Below are 14,838 nucleotides of genomic sequence, written 5' to 3'. Positions count from 1 at the left end.
AAAAAATCTGCAATTACAAGCAATATCCAAACCATTCTTTCATCAGTCATTCCCTATTGTAACAACTCAAGTATCAAATGCTATAATTTGCGATCGAGAATAGAGATTTTCAGTTGAGACTTGCGGAGATGAAACTTCAAAATCAGGGAATTATTCAAAATCATACTCTTTTTAATCATCTCAAAATGCCGGAAAAATTCACAATTAAAAATCGCGTCGCTTTTTCCTTGGCAGGCCTGTATTCAACGGCTTGGACTGTATCTTTTGCTGTTGTATTTTGGGGCTTTAACGGCAAAGTTTTTCCAGAAACGGCTTTAGCCCAATCTGTTGTTCCTAGTTCCGAACAGTTCGTGCCGCCGCCGCCACTGCGCGTACCGCCACTGCCGCCTGCCAACTTCAACCGGGAAATTAACCCCGCTTTTCGGAATCGGCCCTACCGCCTGGGCCCGGCAGACCAGATTTCTGTTCAAGTTCAGCGCTTCCCAGAGCTAGGTTTTACAGGTGCAATCAGCCCTGAAGGGGTAATTGTACTACCGCTAATCGGAACAGTAAATGTGCGCGGTCTTACCGTGGAACAAGCGCAGCAGCGCCTCCGGGAGCGCTTTGGCCAATTTATCAAAAATCCTCAAGTCTCGGCTGCTTTGCTGGTTCAGCGCCCCGTAGTGGTGACGGTGACGGGGGAAGTCGCCAGACCGGGTTTTTATCCCCTGCAAACCCCCCAACTTCCGGCGGCTCTGGCTGCTGCTGCCGGGACTAATCCTACGGCAGAACTGCGCGCAGTGCGGGTACGGCGGACTTTGCCTGAGGGTGGTGTCGCCGAGCAAATTGTTGATATTTTGACACCGCTGCAAACTGGTATTGCTCCGCCGGATTTGCGTTTGGAAGATGGAGATGCGATCGTCGTACCGTATAAACAGGTTACGCCCGATCGCAAATCCGATCGAGATTTAGCATCCAGGTACAGCCTCGCTGCTGCCGCTGTCCCCGTCCAAATCACTGTCACCGGAGAAGTCAGCAAACCGGGTTTTTACACGCTTCCGGCGGGTTCTGGTCAAATTTCGGCTGCTTTGGCGATCGCGGGGGGAGTCACGGGAAAAGCCGATTTGCGGGAGGTGCGAGTGCGGCGGACGCTGATGGACGGCTCCTCGGTGGAGCAACCAATCGACCTCTACACTCCCCTAGCAAACGCTAACGATTTGTTCGATGTTCCTTTGGCATCGGGAGATGTGATTGTCATCCCGGAATTGGACGCTAGTACCAAAAACCTAGACTACGACAAAGCTCTGGTTTCGCGGTCTACTCTGATTAAACCCAGGATCTACGTTCGAGTTTTGAGTTACGCTAGTGGTGGTTTGACCTCGTTCTACGTAGAAAATGGCAGCAGGTTTTTGGATGCTCTCAACAACTTGCCTGTTAATCTTGCTAACTTGCGGAAAATAGCCCTGATTCGGTTCGACCAAAAGCAAGGTAGAGCAATCAACCGTTCGATAGATGCTAAAGCTGCTTTGGAGGGCAATGTTTCTCAGAACCCCTTGCTCGAAGATAATGATGTGATTGTGATTGGTAGGAATTTGGTAGAGCGCATTGGTTATGTAATCAATACTTTTACTCGACCATTCCGGGATACTTTGGGATTTATTCTGTTCTTTGAGCAGTTGAGAAATGGGGTAACAGATCTGTTCGGTCCATCACGTAATGATAGGTAGTCATACTATTTGAGATTTTCGATTTGAGATGGAAAATGACTTATGCGATATGGGTTTAGATCGCAAGCCGAAAGTTCTAAGGTTTTTGGGAATGGGTATCATTTGTCAGCAATCATTAGTTATCGTTAAAAATTAGCAATTTAAAATCTAAAATCTAAAATCTAAAATCGTCATGACTTTATCCGTTGTTAAACGTTATTTAATTGCTTTCGACCAATACAAGTGGGTGGGACTGGCTACTCTCGCGGTGACTGTGGGCGTGTCGGGAGTAGTGGCCGTGCAGCCAACTCCGCCGCCAGTTTACGTTGCTGCCGGTACGCTGGCCTATCGCAGGCCGAGCGTGATTTTTTCATCGACTACTACTAAAATTCAACAGGAAGGACAAGAAATAACGAAAGATATGCTGCTGGATAAAAGGGTGGTTGAAGCAGCAGCAAAAAAAGTAAATGTTTCTGCTAAAAAGCTGGCAGATAACGTGCAGGTAAAGATGCCGAGCAAGAATAATGACCCCACCGCTGTGATTCAAGTATTGTACAAAAATGCCGATCGCAAAAAAGCAGAAGCGGTAGTAGAGGCGCTGATGAAGGAAATGGTGGCTCGCAGCCAAACTATTAATACTTCTAGACTGCGAGAAACCATCGCCCAAATTAACAACCGTCTGCCGAAAGTCACTCAGGATCTCAGAGAGACAGAACAAAAATTAGAAACCTACGAAAAACGAGAAGGAGTCTCGATTTTAGCAGCTCAGAGCGGTGCTCTGCCGCAAGCGATTACCAGCAGCCAACAGCAGCAACGGCAACTGCGAGTGCAGTTGGGAGGAATTGAAGCTCAAATTAACAGTTTGCAGGAGCGCTTGGGATTGAATGTGGAGCAAGCTTACGTCGCTCAAGCACTCTCTGCCGATCCAATTATTGCGCAACTGCGAGTGCAATTGTTTTCGATCGAATCTCAGCTCAAAATTCTCCGCAGCGACTTGCAGGAGGAACACCCGAAAATTGTAGAATTGCTCAAACAAAAACAAGCTTTTGAGCAGCAGTTGCAGCAGCGACAGTCTGAGGTACTCGGCGGTAACGGGGTGGCCGCTCCGCTCAGAAGTGCCGATCGAATTCGGGTAGACTCTTCTTTAGACCCGGCCAGGCAGCAGTTAGCTCAAAATTTGATTGCTTTGCAAACGCAGCGCGATATGCTGCAACAGCAACTCCAAGGAATCGAGAAAACTGAACAAGAATTGCGCCGGGAACACGCGACAATCCCCAACAAGCAGTTAGAACAAGCGCGGTTGGCCCAGCAAGTAGCCCTGAAAAAATCTCTCTACGATAAGATGCAGTCGGCTTTGGTAGATGCTGAGGCTGCGGTAGTTGAGACAACCGGGAGTTTGACAATCGCCCAACTTCCCAAAACTGATGACGTTGAGTCAAACAAGAGAGGTTTGCCGGTGATGCTGGCGGTGGGGGGATTTGTGGGATTGCTGCTGGGCGGTGGGTTGATATTTTTGTTGGGGATGCTCAACGGCAAGTTTTACAGTTGGGAAGAAGTGCGGGCGGCTTTGGTGGAAAAAGAGGTGCCGATACTGGCAGTTTTGCCTGAAGTGACGGTGTTTGATTCCTACGGCGATGAAATGCCTCTGGCCCTGGAGGCAAATTCTCCCTATTTGGAATTTTACGAGCGGTTGCGCACTAATTTGCGCCGGATCGGAGACAAACCCGTGAAGGTTGTGCTGCTAACTTCGGCGGCCGGTTTGGAGGGGAAAAGTTTTAGCGCTTACAATTTGGCAATTGCGTCGGCTCGATCGGGTAAGCGGACTTTGTTAATTGAAGCAGATTTGCGATCGGCTTCTAACGTTGAATCTTTGAAAATTGCTGCTGACCCTCTGGCGGCGGTGGAACCTTTGCACTATTACGGCAATATTAGCGAGTGCGTCTTTTTGGTTCCCGAGGTAGAAAACCTATATGTGGTACCGAGTCCGGGCTTTTTGCGGCAGGCCTCTGCCGTACTCGAATCTAGCGAAATGCGGAGATTGTTCGACGATGTTCGCAACCGCTTTGATTTTGTGGTTGTGGATTCTCCGGCCTTGAGCGAGTGCAACGACGCGCTGACGCTGGAACCGTACACCGACGGTATGATTTTGGTGGCGCGGCCTGGTTACACTCTGTCTAGTATGTTGTCTGAGGCTGCAGATCAGTTGCTGGAATCTGAGGACGAGGAGTCGCATAAATCCGGGCCGCGGCTGTTGGGAGCGATTATTAACGGTGCTGATATTGCGGTGAAGTTCCGCAACGATATGGATGAATTCGAGTTGCCTTTAAGTGCGATCGGCGATCGGGCTATTGAAGTGCGATCGACGCAATTACCGCAGCACTCAAAGCCGAAAAATAAGGCTATTAATAGTAAATTGAGCTAATTTATGTGGCTCGATTCTGGTAAAGCAATCCTCAAGGAAATGTGAATATTTGAATATATTGTAGGGTGTGCCATCACCAGCTTCAGCCGAAACCACTGCTAACAGTCAGTAGATTTTAGATTGTAGATTTTAGATTGAAGAATCTACTCCACAGATAAATCTGGGATGTTGAACTTCGGTCTAAAATTTTGCGATCTGGGCAACTCCGGTCTTCAAGCAAGTATCGGTTTTTGCGCGAGTTCAACAGTCAACAGTCAGTCGATTTGAGATTTTAGATTTTAGATTTTAGAATTGGAGCATCTCATATTTGTAAAAACACTTCTTTTGGCTCCTGACTTCTGACTCGGGCATCGCAGCAAGAGAGCCTCAAAACTCATATTTCTAGCTGGGCTGCTTTGATTGAGATGCTCCCTTTAGAATTGACTCCACAGATGAATCTGGGATCTGGAAATTAGGTGTAAAATTTTTCGCTTGTCAGCACTTAACAGTTAACAGTTAACAGTTAACCGTCAACAGTCATTACTTGAAAATGTGTCGATCGGACTATTGATTGGATTCCGGGCGTTTCTGGTGTTTGCTCTGGATAAACTGTTCCAAATCGGCGATCGCATCTTCAAAATCCGACAAATTAATTTTCGCAGGTCTAGTCTTCTTCGGCGGACTCGAAGACTGACTCGCAGACTTACCCTGAGGCTGTGGAGATTTAGGCCCGGCCGCTTGAGTGCTGTTCGATTCTATAGAATCGAACAATTCATCCAGGGATTCAAAAAATGATTGAGCCGAGGCCCGGCGTAAATCTTTCTGGTCGTCGTCATCCGTCATAAGCCACTCCATAGGGTCTAAAATTTGCCAACAAAGTCTGTCCGCCCCGGCGCGTGCAGATATTAGATATGAAAACCGACTAAAACAAGCAGGAGGATAGAATTTAACCGGGGGATGGGAATGCCTGTGGCTGAACTTGCTGCCCCATATAAAACCTGCAGCGGGCATTGTCAGCCTTCAAACTATATTTAACTTTACACCCGCCTACTGAGTGATTTGAGACCTGGTGCAGACCCAGCTCAAAATCATCGACCCTGAAAAAATCTCAGTTACTGCTCTTTCGTTGTCTAATTAACCCTAGTCTAGTCGAGAATAAGGAGACAGGACTTATGCAACTATTACCGCTGTTCAAGGGTTGCGATGGCAACGCGCCACCTCGAAAGGACGGAGAGACGGTATTTTTTGCTTGAGTCCTAAGATTTCAAAGGCATTAGGAGATTTTAAGGTGACTCAGGGATTTGATTACGATTTAGCAATTATCGGCGCTGGCGTGGGCGGACACGGCGCGGCCATACACGCGGTTAGCTGCGGGCTGAAAGTGGCAATTATCGAAGCGGGGGACATGGGCGGGACTTGCGTCAACCGCGGCTGCATTCCCTCGAAGGCGCTGTTGGCGGCTTCCGGGCGAGTGCGAGATTTGCGGAATTCCCACCACCTGAAGACTTTGGGAATTCAATTGGGGAGTGTGGATTTCGATCGCGGGGCGATCGCCAATCACGCTAACACTATTGTTAGCAAACTCCGCGGCGACTTGACCAACAGCCTCAAACGTTTGAACGTGGATGTCATCCAAGGTTGGGGAAAAATCGCCGGTTCTCAAAAAATTACCGTCGAAACCGATAAAGGCGAGAAAACTATTACCGCCAAGGATATTATTCTCGCTCCCGGTTCGGTTCCCTTCGTCCCCCCCGGGATAGAAATTGACGGCAAAACTGTATTTACCAGCGACGATGCTGTCAGGTTGGAATCGCTGCCGAAGTGGATCGCAATTATTGGCAGCGGTTATATCGGTTTGGAGTTTTCGGATATTTACACGGCCCTAGGCTGCGAAATTACGATGATTGAAGCTCTAGATCAGTTGATGCCGACTTTTGACCCGGATATTGCTAAGTTAGCAGAACGAGTGTTAATTGCGCCCCGCGATATTGAAACAAAAGTAGGTGTTTTGGCGAAGAAGATTACTCCTGGTTCGCCGGTGATTATTGAATTAGCTGATTTCAAAACTAAGGAAGTTGTCGAAGTTTTGGAAGTTGATGCTTGTTTGGTAGCAACTGGTCGGGTGCCGGTGAGCAAGAATTTGGGGTTAGAAACTGTTGGCGTGGAAACGATGCGCGGTTATATCCCGGTTAACGATAAGATGCAGGTTTTGGCGGCGGGAGAACCGGTGCAAAATTTGTGGGCGATCGGCGATGTTAATGGCAAAATGATGTTAGCGCATTCTGCGTCTGCTCAGGGAATTGCCGCAGTAGAAAATATTTGCGGCCGTGCGCGCGAAGTTGACTATTTGAGTATCCCGGCGGCGGCGTTTACTCACCCGGAAATTAGCTATGTGGGGATGACGGAACCTGCGGCTAAAGAGTTAGGAAAAGCTGAAGGGTTTGAGGTAGCTTCTGTCAAGACTTATTTTAAGGGAAATTCTAAGGCTATTGCTGAAGGGGAAACCGACGGTACGGCTAAGGTGATTTACCGGAAAGATACTGGGGAGTTGTTGGGAGTTCACATTTTCGGTTTGCACGCTTCGGATTTAATTCAGGAGGCGGCAAATGCGATCGCCCAGCGCGATTCTGTTAACAATTTAGCATTCCGAGTGCACACTCACCCGACGCTTTCGGAAGTGTTGGATGAGGCCTTTAAACGGGCGGCTGGAGCAGGTAGTCATTAATTTGTAGGGGCTGTTTTCTTGTTTTAAATCCCCGACTTGTTGAATAAGTCGGGGATTTCGGTATACTGTTTTAAGGCGGCGGTAGAGTGCCGATCGCATTTTGGGCTAATTCGAGAAATTGCTCGCCGCAGTTAATTTGCTCCGCAGCTTGCTCGACAGTGACAGTATCAAGTCCCCCGTAATCCCCACTATTTCGCAAGTCTTGAGCATCAATTAAGAATCGGTGAAACTCAGCAGGAAGTCTTCCTGTACGGGCAAATTCTCGGCCGAAAGCTCCAATTACTGCGGCATGACTGGAAAATGACATTCCTTCGCCATCTAAAAATGCCTCAGCAATATAAAACATGGCGTAATAAGCGCGGGATGCTGCATAGTCTGGGAAACCATTATTTAGTAATAGCTTTGCCGCCGATAGGCTTTGACGAGCTTTCAGGAGCAAGTCTAATTGTTCTGGTTTCATAAAGCTATTCCCTCTTTACGAATGTTCCTCAATAAAGGCCCGTTGTAATGTATAAATCGCTGTTCATCCATAAACAGACAGCTAATGACTTCATCATTTTGGAGCGACAAATCGGCTCGAATGTGGCTGGTTCTTTTAATTTCTTCGCCTGGGTTTACTTGCCCTTTGAGGACGACTAAAATATCAATGTCAGAGTCAGGGCGTGCATCGCCTCTGGCTTGGGAACCGTAGAGCACCATTTGGGTGAGGCGATCGCCGTAGAGTTGCTCGAAGTGCGATCGTAACTGAGTTAGGATGGCCTTGAGTTTATCGTTAATACTCATATTAGTGATAAATTATTTAAGGTCGATATATCCTCTGTGCTAAAATTGCTGTCTAGGAACAGGATTAAGCATAAACCAGGTGCGAGGTGATTTCAAGTCAAGATTGGACATTTCCAGAAACAGCCAGCCAGAAAATACCCGAATCCTGGGGCGCTCCACAGCCAAACAAAAAGAAACCAGGTTGGCGGTGGCGAGATCCTACAAATCAGGGAAATGGTGTAAGGATTGACAAAGGGGATGCAGATAGCAGTTTTCCTTCTCAGCAGGTAGACCACGTTATTATTAGAAAAGACGGTCAAGTTATCGGTAAAAATGGTCAACCCATCGCAGGTAGCATCAAAAATAGTCCCACAGAAGCTCACATCCCTTTAGATGAATGGTTGCAGTGGCAAACCTGGTACGCACCTTAGTAAAGGAGAAAGTTGTATGGTAAAGTATCCGAAAATGAGAGAGGAGTTATTAGAAACTCTCCGAAGTTTGGCAGATAGAGAATATCAACATAAAGCTTGGCTAGAGAGCGATTATCCGCCCGGTATTGAGTGCGACAGTTTTGATGAGGCGGTTCATTTTCTTTACGACGATACAGTGCTGGCAGAAAACCCGAATGCGGCAATCGGAGTAATTATTGAAGATGAAAAAGAAGCCCGTTTGATATCAGCAGTTTGTCAGGCTATAGACTTAGTTTTTGAGGCGTTGGGGACAGGAGTTTCTGATGAGGAGTATATTAAATCTTCTGAGTGGACAAGCGTAGTTGAGGCGGCATCGAGAGCGTTGCAGGCGATGAAATTCAATCGCAGGAAAAGGTTTAAGTTAAAGTGCGATTCCCGACGGGATAGCTACCCTTCACGCACTTTAGGCAGAATGCTGCAAACTGGCTGAATTTTGGCAACAACAAAAGGGGATTCGATATCGCTCGACCAGTTTTCATCAATAACTTTGAGATTGGCATCTAAAATTAGAGTCAGTTCGCCAATTTCATCATCGCCATCATCGCTAACCAGGTTGTTTTCGCCAGCAGATAAATCGGCTGTGAGTAAAAATTTAAGTTTAATCCAGTGAGAAGTGCAATGGTTGTTGATGATATTTGTGCCGATCGATCGGCTGATTAACTCAGCATAGGTTGGATGAATGAAAGCTATTTCTTCATAAAACTTATTGCTATCCCAGTAACCGCGTATTTTGTAATTACAGGATTCTAGATGTTTCTCGATCAGGTGATTCAGGGCTATCGGTGCTAATAGTTGAGCAAGTTCATCCCAAATTTGGTGATTGGTCACAGTTACTGCATTCATCAAATTCCATTGGGTTGTCTGCGATCGGGATTCTTTCGTTATACCAAATACCCCACTCCGATTTTCTCCTACTCACTATAGTTTGTCTTATCAATGGTTGTCAAAGCGGTAAAAATCCCCTATGGTGTTGGAGAAACAGAATTAGTGATACTCAAAAAAAGAGCGATTGCACCTCAACAATAGAAGCGCGATCGCTCTTTCAGCAGCTAAATCAATTTTCACTCGCCTTGGAGTAGGTGATAAGCACCTAAACCAATTGCTATACCTAATACTGCGGGAGCCGCAACAGCAGCAGCAATGGCAACGCTACCACCAACCGTAGCAGCAGCAATACCTCCGCCAACACCTCCAATTGTTGATGCAACTTGTCCTGCTATTCTTCCATTTTTTCGTGCTTCACGTTCGCGTTCAGTCAAAGCTTCATCATCTTCAAGTATCTTGCCAACTATGAACTCAGCAGCTAATCCACTGACTATACCACCCACGCCTCCAATACCAGCAGCCGCTTTACCAGCTACAGCAGGGGCTTGCTTCAGCCCTACATTGATGAGAAATTTAGATATAGGGTTGGCAGCTTGAATCGCAGCTTCAGTTGCGATTTCAATTGCAACCTTGGTTCCTGTGCTAATAGCTACTCCTTGAAATAAACCAGTAACTCCACATTCAGCTTGTTCGACTTGTTCACTCTTATATTTTCCTGTTTTGCACCAATAAGCAAAATGCTCACAATTATTGCTGAAAAGGTCATATCCTTTTTCGCCTAACCTGCCCTCTGCTCGTCTGACTACTGAATCATCTGAATAACATTTTCCATACTCCTTTACATAAATTTTGTTTCCTGATGCAAACTCATTCTTAGAAATACGACAAATTATTCCACCTTGACGCTTTCCATAATGAATAACACTATCGTCGCCACAGTCGATACCGTGATGAGTGTGTGGAATCTGTTGAATGTAGATATGATCGCCTTTTGCCATAGTTTTTAACCAGGTGAGGTTCAATAAGTATTAAATATCACAGATAAGCTTGCTTAGTCAATACGAGAAAACACTTAGACGCTTTGCAAGAAGTTAAAAATAGTGGCAATAATGATTCAATATTTATTTAACGGCAGCCTATCGAAATTTTTGAGAGAATATGCAATTATCTCGATCGCAATTTTTGAAAGTTATGCAATCCTGGGACGGCGTTCATGAGTTAAAAAAATCCCGGAGGGCGAGCGCACATTTTTTACCCTTGCACCGGTACTAAAAGAGTATGTCAAAAGTAACTATTCCCGCCCAAACATAGAAAAAGAAGCCCCATCGCCCTTTTAGTAGTAAAATTGGGGTTTTAGCCGTTCACACTTAAATTTGATAGAATTAGGTATCTGCAAAACATCTGAACGATCGCTCAATGCACGTTATCAGTCGCAAAAAATTAAGAGACTACTGCCAAAATCATGCTGATTCCTGCGAAGCCCTCGATGATTGGTACAAGATTGCTAGTCAAGCCAATTGGACTAAACTTATTGAAGTTCAAACTATTTATCCTCAAGCTGAAGCAGTTGGAAATTTGACAATTTTTAATATCAAAGGAAATAAATATCGCTTAATCGTAAGTCTTAACTATCAAAAGCAGATTGTTTATATCAAGTACATTTTGACTCATGCAGAATATGACAAAGAGAACTGGAAAAACGACCCTTACTTTTGACTCCGACAGGTACAGCAGCCTGCTATCTCAATATCAACCTCGAATTATCAAAAATGAAGAGGAAAACGAGACTTTTTTAGAAATAGTTGAAAACTGGCTATCTCGGAACAATCTAACTCCCGAAGAAGATACTCTGTTAGAACTTTTAGTCAAACTTATTGAGGATTATGAAGAAAATCACTATCAACTGAATGCTTCAACTCCCCACTCAAGACTTCTTCATTTGATGGATGCTAGAAGTTTAGAACTAGCAGATTTAGTAGGAATTATTGGCACAGTTGAGACGGTAACTGAAATCGTTAACGGTCAGCTAGAACTTAGCAAAAAACAAGCTGAGGCTTTGGGAAAATTTTTTCATGTAAATCCCGGTTTGTTTCTGTTTGATTAATCGTAAACCATTATATAATACGTTGAAACTTGTTACGATCGCCCTTTATCCCCCTATCATGCTTCAAATCCGCCGCCGTCCCCCCAGCACATCAGTCTCCGTACTCTACCTCAGCTACCAAATCGCCGTACCCGACGCCGAACCCCAGCACATCCTCGAAGAAATCGTCTGGCAAAAAGAAGCTGAAGTGGCCCAAAAGCGCGATCGCACCCCGTTATCCGAACTTCACAAAAAACTCCCCTTCGCACCGCCAACTCGCGACTTTCTTGCCGCCCTTAAAAACGGCAAAACCACACCCGCTATCATCGCCGAAGTTAAAAAAGCTTCCCCCAGCAAAGGCGTAATTCGCGAAGATTTTGACCCAGTGGCGATCGCCCTAGCTTACCAACAAAACGGCGCTAGTTGCATCTCCGTACTTACCGATGAAAAGTTCTTTCAAGGCAGCTTCGACAACCTAGCTAAAATCCGTGCCGCCGTCGATTTACCCCTGCTTTGCAAAGAGTTTATAATCTATCCCTACCAAATCTATCTCGCCCGAATTCACGGCGCTGATGCTGTATTGTTAATAGCAGCCATTCTATCTGACAAAGACTTACAATATTTTGTGAAAATTGTCAAGACTTTAGGCATGACAGCCTTAATCGAAGTTCACACTCTCGAAGAACTCGATCGAGTATTAACCCTAGAAGGCGTCAACCTGATCGGTATCAACAACCGCAACCTAGCAGATTTTTCCGTCAGCCTAGAAACCACCAGCCAACTATTAGCCTCGCGCCAAACCGAAATTCAAGCAAAAGGCATCCTCATAGTCAGCGAGTCAGGAATCCACACTCCCGACGACCTCGCTCAAGTTGCCAGCGCCGGAGCTCAGGCCGTTCTCATCGGCGAATCTCTAGTCAAACAGCCCGATCCGGGTGCGGCTTTAGCCTCGCTGGCAGATCGCCCTCCCAGCCTGTGAAAGGCGAGACTGCTTGACAAACCACCCATAATTCTGATAAAAAATGATTGAGTAGGTAAATAATGAGAATTTCTAGCCTGCATCGACTAAAGCGCTACTGTAAAAAAAATAGCATTCAAAGCTATATTTCATAGAAATATTTTGCCAGAAAGCAATTAAATCTATTCTGTAAGCCTGTCGAGCGCAAAATTTAGCGTGTCCAACGCACCCAGCCCCGAATATGCGATCGGCAAAGCAGGGGTTTTTGTACGGTTAGAAAACAAATAAAAAATCGGGCATCTAATGTTCACCTGTGATGCCTCATGCAATTGCAATGGGGTGTCGGTTCGCTGAGGTATATTAGCTTTCATGGAGCCAATCCCCCTTCCTTCGTACATTCATTATGAATTGCTACTTCAATTGTTAGAGCGCAAAACGATGTTTGCTGTAAGTCCACAATCGCCGCAGCAGCAACAAGTTCACCAACTTATTATTACACTGCGTAAAGCCCTTGCCATTCAAAAGCAATTAGAACAAAGCTGCGAGCGATCGAACTTAGCGGTAGAACACCGCTGGTCTCTAAATGAAATTAACCACAAGGGAGTTAAAAGTTAAAAAACTTAGAGTATCGACGCGACGTATCGTATCGTATTTGATTTATTCTATAGAACTCCCACAGGAAAAGTTAGGACAATATCATGGACAACAAATTAATGCTGATGATTCCCGGCCCGACGCCGGTGCCTGAAGCGGCCTTGTTAGCGATGGCAAAACACCCGATGGGCCACCGCAGCAAGGAATTTGACGGGATTTTTGCAGAATGTACCGAAAATTTGAAATGGCTGCACCAAACTAAAAGTGACGTGCTGAGTTTAACTGTTTCCGGTACCGGCGCGATGGAAGCTGGGATAATTAATTTCTTAAGTGCGGGCGATCGAGTTTTAGTCGGTACAAACGGCAAATTTGGCGAACGTTGGGCTGAAGTTGCCGAAGCTTACGGTTTAAACGCCGAAATTATTAAAGCTGAGTGGGGCCAACCTTTAGACCCCGAACACTTCCGCGAAAAACTCGAAGCAGATACACAGAAGCAAATCAAAGCTGTCATCATCACCCACTCGGAAACCTCCACCGGCGTCCTCAACGACCTCGAAACCATCAACCGCCACGTTAAAGCACACGGCGAAGCTTTAATTATGGTAGATGCTGTCACTAGCTTGGGCGCTGTCAATATTCCGATGGACGCTTGGGGCATCGATGTCATTGCTTCGGGTTCTCAGAAAGCTTACATGATTCCTCCAGGTTTGGGTTTTGTGGCAGTCAGTCCCAAAGCTTGGGAAGCTTACAAAACTGCGAAACTGCCCCGCTATTATTTGGATTTGGGCAAATACCGCAAAGAAGCTGCCAAAAATACCACTCCTTTTACTCCCCCTGTGAATATGTTTTTTGCCCTGCAAGCATCGCTTCAGATGATGAAAACAGAAGGGTTGGAAAATGTTTTCGCGCGGCACAAACGCTTAATGACAACTACTCGCGCTGCTGTAAAAGCTTTAGGTTTGCCGTTGTTTGCCGCTGATGATGCCGCTAGTCCTGCGATTACTTCGGTGATGCCGCCAGCATCCGTAGATGCTCAAAAAGTGCGGACTTTGATGAGAAAAAGATTTGACATTGCTCTCGCCGACGGACAAGACCATTTGAAAGGTAAAATCTTCCGAATCGGTCATTTGGGGTTTGTGTGCGATCGCGATATTCTAGCAGCAATTTCCTCTTTAGAAGTCGTGTTGCGAGAATTGGGTCATGAAGGCTACACTCCTGGTGCCGGCGTTGCCGCTGCTGCCAAATTCTTGGCTGAATCCTAATCCAAGTTATTAAAGGATTTTGGATTTTGGATTCTCTCTAAAATCTAAAATCCTTTTAATATGCTTCGGATAACCAATCAAAGATTTTATCCAACTGTTCGAGAGTGACTAAACCGTATTGCCACAGAACCATCGGCAAGGAATTCGGGTCTTTATCGCGCTGCGGCTGTTTGTCACCGCCGACACGTTCGGCTACAGCAATTGACGCGGGAGAAATTGCCAAATCTTCTTGTAAAAATCGAATTAATCGAGTGTATTTAGCGGGTGCCATCTGATTTCACCTCTAAGTATAGGACACCATTTTCGGATGTGAACCTGATGTTTTTGATGAGTAATAAGCCAGTTTTAAATTTGTCTTGTTACCGTCGATAGCTTTTAAAACGCTATTAGCGGTTGAACTGCCAAACATAATGCTGAGTGCGAGCGCACAAGCTAACCTTTCCCAAAAAGTGAAAGGTTTTGCAATTTTGCTGATGTCGGCCCGATCGACTTGCGATTGCGATCGAACCTAAACTGAATACCTCGGCATCTTTGCAGTGCGAATCAGAATAAATTCTGCTACCTAAAACTACTAAACCAGGTTCAGAGTTTAACTTCATCTGCCAAAATGCAGAATCCGCACATCTACTTCGGCAAACTTCGTTAGATATTTCGAGCCAACCCCAATCTGCTACCAGAAGTTAACTTTGCCAATTAACGCCAATTAAGTTGGCTCGTAGCATATTACTTTAGATAGGTTTAGTAGATTTAGCTCGATCGCCAGAACTTCCAGAGAATTTCTTTTCGTGTTGCTACACCTTGAGGCTGAGTATCGTCTCTCAGGATTGGTAACGAGTCGCTGACTCGTCTCATACCTGCGACCGAGAATCTACAGCTTCCGGAAACAAGCTCAAGTTCTGACTGACTGAGATCGACATCGTAGCAAATCTTTTGGTGTTTGTACTGAATGTTACATTAATGTTTTAACAGATTTTATCAATTTTTGTAAAGTTTCTAAATTTTTTCCGCTCTTCCGAAGGCAGGGGGCAGTTCGGCAACGGATTCCGTAACGGATTCTAAAAAGAAGCAATAAG

General features: G+C 45.6%; 17 protein-coding genes. 10 read left to right on the top strand and 7 right to left on the bottom strand.

Features of this window, described 5'->3' with window-relative positions; all coding sequences use genetic code 11:
- The first annotated feature begins 128 nt into the window (after window positions 1–128).
- Together QUA80_RS12065 and QUA80_RS12060 are read left to right on the top strand one after the other, a co-directional pair.
- Entirely contained in the window at window positions 129–1,706 is a 1,578-nt protein-coding gene (locus QUA80_RS12065) for a polysaccharide biosynthesis/export family protein (RefSeq protein WP_333424713.1), read from the top strand.
- A 172-nt stretch (window positions 1,707–1,878) separates the two neighbouring features.
- Entirely contained in the window at window positions 1,879–4,107 is a 2,229-nt protein-coding gene (locus QUA80_RS12060; protein WP_333424711.1) for an AAA family ATPase, read from the top strand.
- Window positions 4,108–4,650: 543 nt separating this feature from the next.
- Here QUA80_RS12060 and QUA80_RS12055 read toward each other — a convergent pair.
- On the bottom strand, window positions 4,651–4,929 hold the full coding sequence (locus QUA80_RS12055) for a hypothetical protein (protein ID WP_333424709.1): 279 nt from the start codon (window positions 4,927–4,929) through the stop codon (window positions 4,651–4,653).
- A 445-nt stretch (window positions 4,930–5,374) separates the two neighbouring features.
- Here QUA80_RS12055 and lpdA point away from each other — a divergent pair, with 445 nt between their 5' ends.
- Window positions 5,375–6,811: a dihydrolipoyl dehydrogenase gene (gene lpdA, locus QUA80_RS12050; RefSeq protein ID WP_333424707.1), complete on the top strand. Its 1,437-nt coding sequence runs from the start codon at window positions 5,375–5,377 to the stop codon at window positions 6,809–6,811.
- A gap of 70 nt (window positions 6,812–6,881) precedes the next feature.
- On the opposite strand, the gene QUA80_RS12045 is transcribed toward lpdA, so the two are convergent.
- Together QUA80_RS12045 and QUA80_RS12040 are read right to left on the bottom strand one after the other, a co-directional pair.
- Window positions 6,882–7,271, bottom strand: coding sequence for a HEPN domain-containing protein (locus tag QUA80_RS12045; protein WP_333164859.1), 390 nt, complete (start codon window positions 7,269–7,271; stop codon window positions 6,882–6,884).
- A complete protein-coding gene (locus QUA80_RS12040) occupies window positions 7,268–7,594 on the bottom strand; it encodes a nucleotidyltransferase domain-containing protein (protein WP_333424705.1) in 327 nt (108 codons plus the stop codon). Before QUA80_RS12040 ends, QUA80_RS12045 begins: the two co-directional genes overlap by 4 nt.
- A gap of 86 nt (window positions 7,595–7,680) precedes the next feature.
- Between QUA80_RS12040 and QUA80_RS12035 the strand changes: the two genes are divergently transcribed.
- The gene (locus QUA80_RS12035) at window positions 7,681–8,004 is read left to right on the top strand and encodes a hypothetical protein (protein WP_333424703.1); all 324 of its coding nucleotides are present in this window, start codon (window positions 7,681–7,683) and stop codon (window positions 8,002–8,004) included.
- A 16-nt stretch (window positions 8,005–8,020) separates the two neighbouring features.
- Window positions 8,021–8,473, top strand: a complete 453-nt coding sequence (locus tag QUA80_RS12030) for an SCO4402 family protein (protein ID WP_333424701.1) — start codon at window positions 8,021–8,023, stop codon at window positions 8,471–8,473.
- On the opposite strand, the gene QUA80_RS12025 is transcribed toward QUA80_RS12030, so the two are convergent.
- Both QUA80_RS12025 and QUA80_RS12020 read right to left on the bottom strand, forming a co-directional pair.
- Window positions 8,431–8,886 carry a hypothetical protein gene (locus QUA80_RS12025; RefSeq protein ID WP_333424699.1) on the bottom strand — a complete coding sequence of 152 codons (456 nt, stop codon included), beginning with the start codon at window positions 8,884–8,886 and terminating at the stop codon, window positions 8,431–8,433. The genes QUA80_RS12030 and QUA80_RS12025 overlap by 43 nt on opposite strands.
- 218 nt (window positions 8,887–9,104) lie before the next feature.
- Window positions 9,105–9,866 (bottom strand): lecithin retinol acyltransferase family protein, encoded by a 762-nt coding sequence (locus QUA80_RS12020; protein WP_333424698.1) that lies wholly within the window; start codon window positions 9,864–9,866, stop codon window positions 9,105–9,107.
- 418 nt (window positions 9,867–10,284) lie between these two features.
- On the opposite strand from QUA80_RS12020, the gene QUA80_RS12015 reads away from it, so the two are divergent.
- The 5 genes from QUA80_RS12015 (at window position 10,285) to QUA80_RS11995 (ending at window position 13,765) form a co-directional block, all read left to right on the top strand.
- Entirely contained in the window at window positions 10,285–10,584 is a 300-nt protein-coding gene (locus QUA80_RS12015; RefSeq protein ID WP_333424696.1) for a type II toxin-antitoxin system HigB family toxin, read from the top strand.
- The gene (locus QUA80_RS12010) at window positions 10,547–10,972 is read left to right on the top strand and encodes a transcriptional regulator (RefSeq protein WP_333424695.1); all 426 of its coding nucleotides are present in this window, start codon (window positions 10,547–10,549) and stop codon (window positions 10,970–10,972) included. Before QUA80_RS12015 ends, QUA80_RS12010 begins: the two co-directional genes overlap by 38 nt.
- Before the next feature lie 58 nt (window positions 10,973–11,030).
- Window positions 11,031–11,930 carry an indole-3-glycerol phosphate synthase TrpC gene (trpC, locus tag QUA80_RS12005; protein WP_333424799.1) on the top strand — a complete coding sequence of 300 codons (900 nt, stop codon included), beginning with the start codon at window positions 11,031–11,033 and terminating at the stop codon, window positions 11,928–11,930.
- Window positions 11,931–12,278: 348 nt separating this feature from the next.
- The gene (locus QUA80_RS12000) at window positions 12,279–12,524 is read left to right on the top strand and encodes a DUF5340 domain-containing protein (protein WP_041623669.1); all 246 of its coding nucleotides are present in this window, start codon (window positions 12,279–12,281) and stop codon (window positions 12,522–12,524) included.
- 83 nt (window positions 12,525–12,607) lie between these two features.
- A complete protein-coding gene (locus QUA80_RS11995; RefSeq protein WP_333424693.1) occupies window positions 12,608–13,765 on the top strand; it encodes an alanine--glyoxylate aminotransferase family protein in 1,158 nt (385 codons plus the stop codon).
- A 55-nt stretch (window positions 13,766–13,820) separates the two neighbouring features.
- On the opposite strand, the gene QUA80_RS11990 is transcribed toward QUA80_RS11995, so the two are convergent.
- Together QUA80_RS11990 and QUA80_RS11985 are read right to left on the bottom strand one after the other, a co-directional pair.
- Complete coding sequence (locus QUA80_RS11990) at window positions 13,821–14,036, bottom strand: DUF2949 domain-containing protein (RefSeq protein WP_333424691.1); 216 nt, start codon at window positions 14,034–14,036, stop codon at window positions 13,821–13,823.
- A 115-nt stretch (window positions 14,037–14,151) separates the two neighbouring features.
- Window positions 14,152–14,364, bottom strand: coding sequence for a hypothetical protein (locus QUA80_RS11985; RefSeq protein ID WP_333424690.1), 213 nt, complete (start codon window positions 14,362–14,364; stop codon window positions 14,152–14,154).
- Window positions 14,365–14,838: the final 474 nt, after the last annotated feature.

It is taken from the genome of Microcoleus sp. F4-D5 (genome assembly GCF_036704885.1).
Taxonomy (GTDB): Bacteria; Cyanobacteriota; Cyanobacteriia; order Cyanobacteriales; family Microcoleaceae; genus Microcoleus.
Note: the sequence above shows the minus strand (reverse complement) of the source record. Positions and strands in the feature narration are given on the sequence as shown.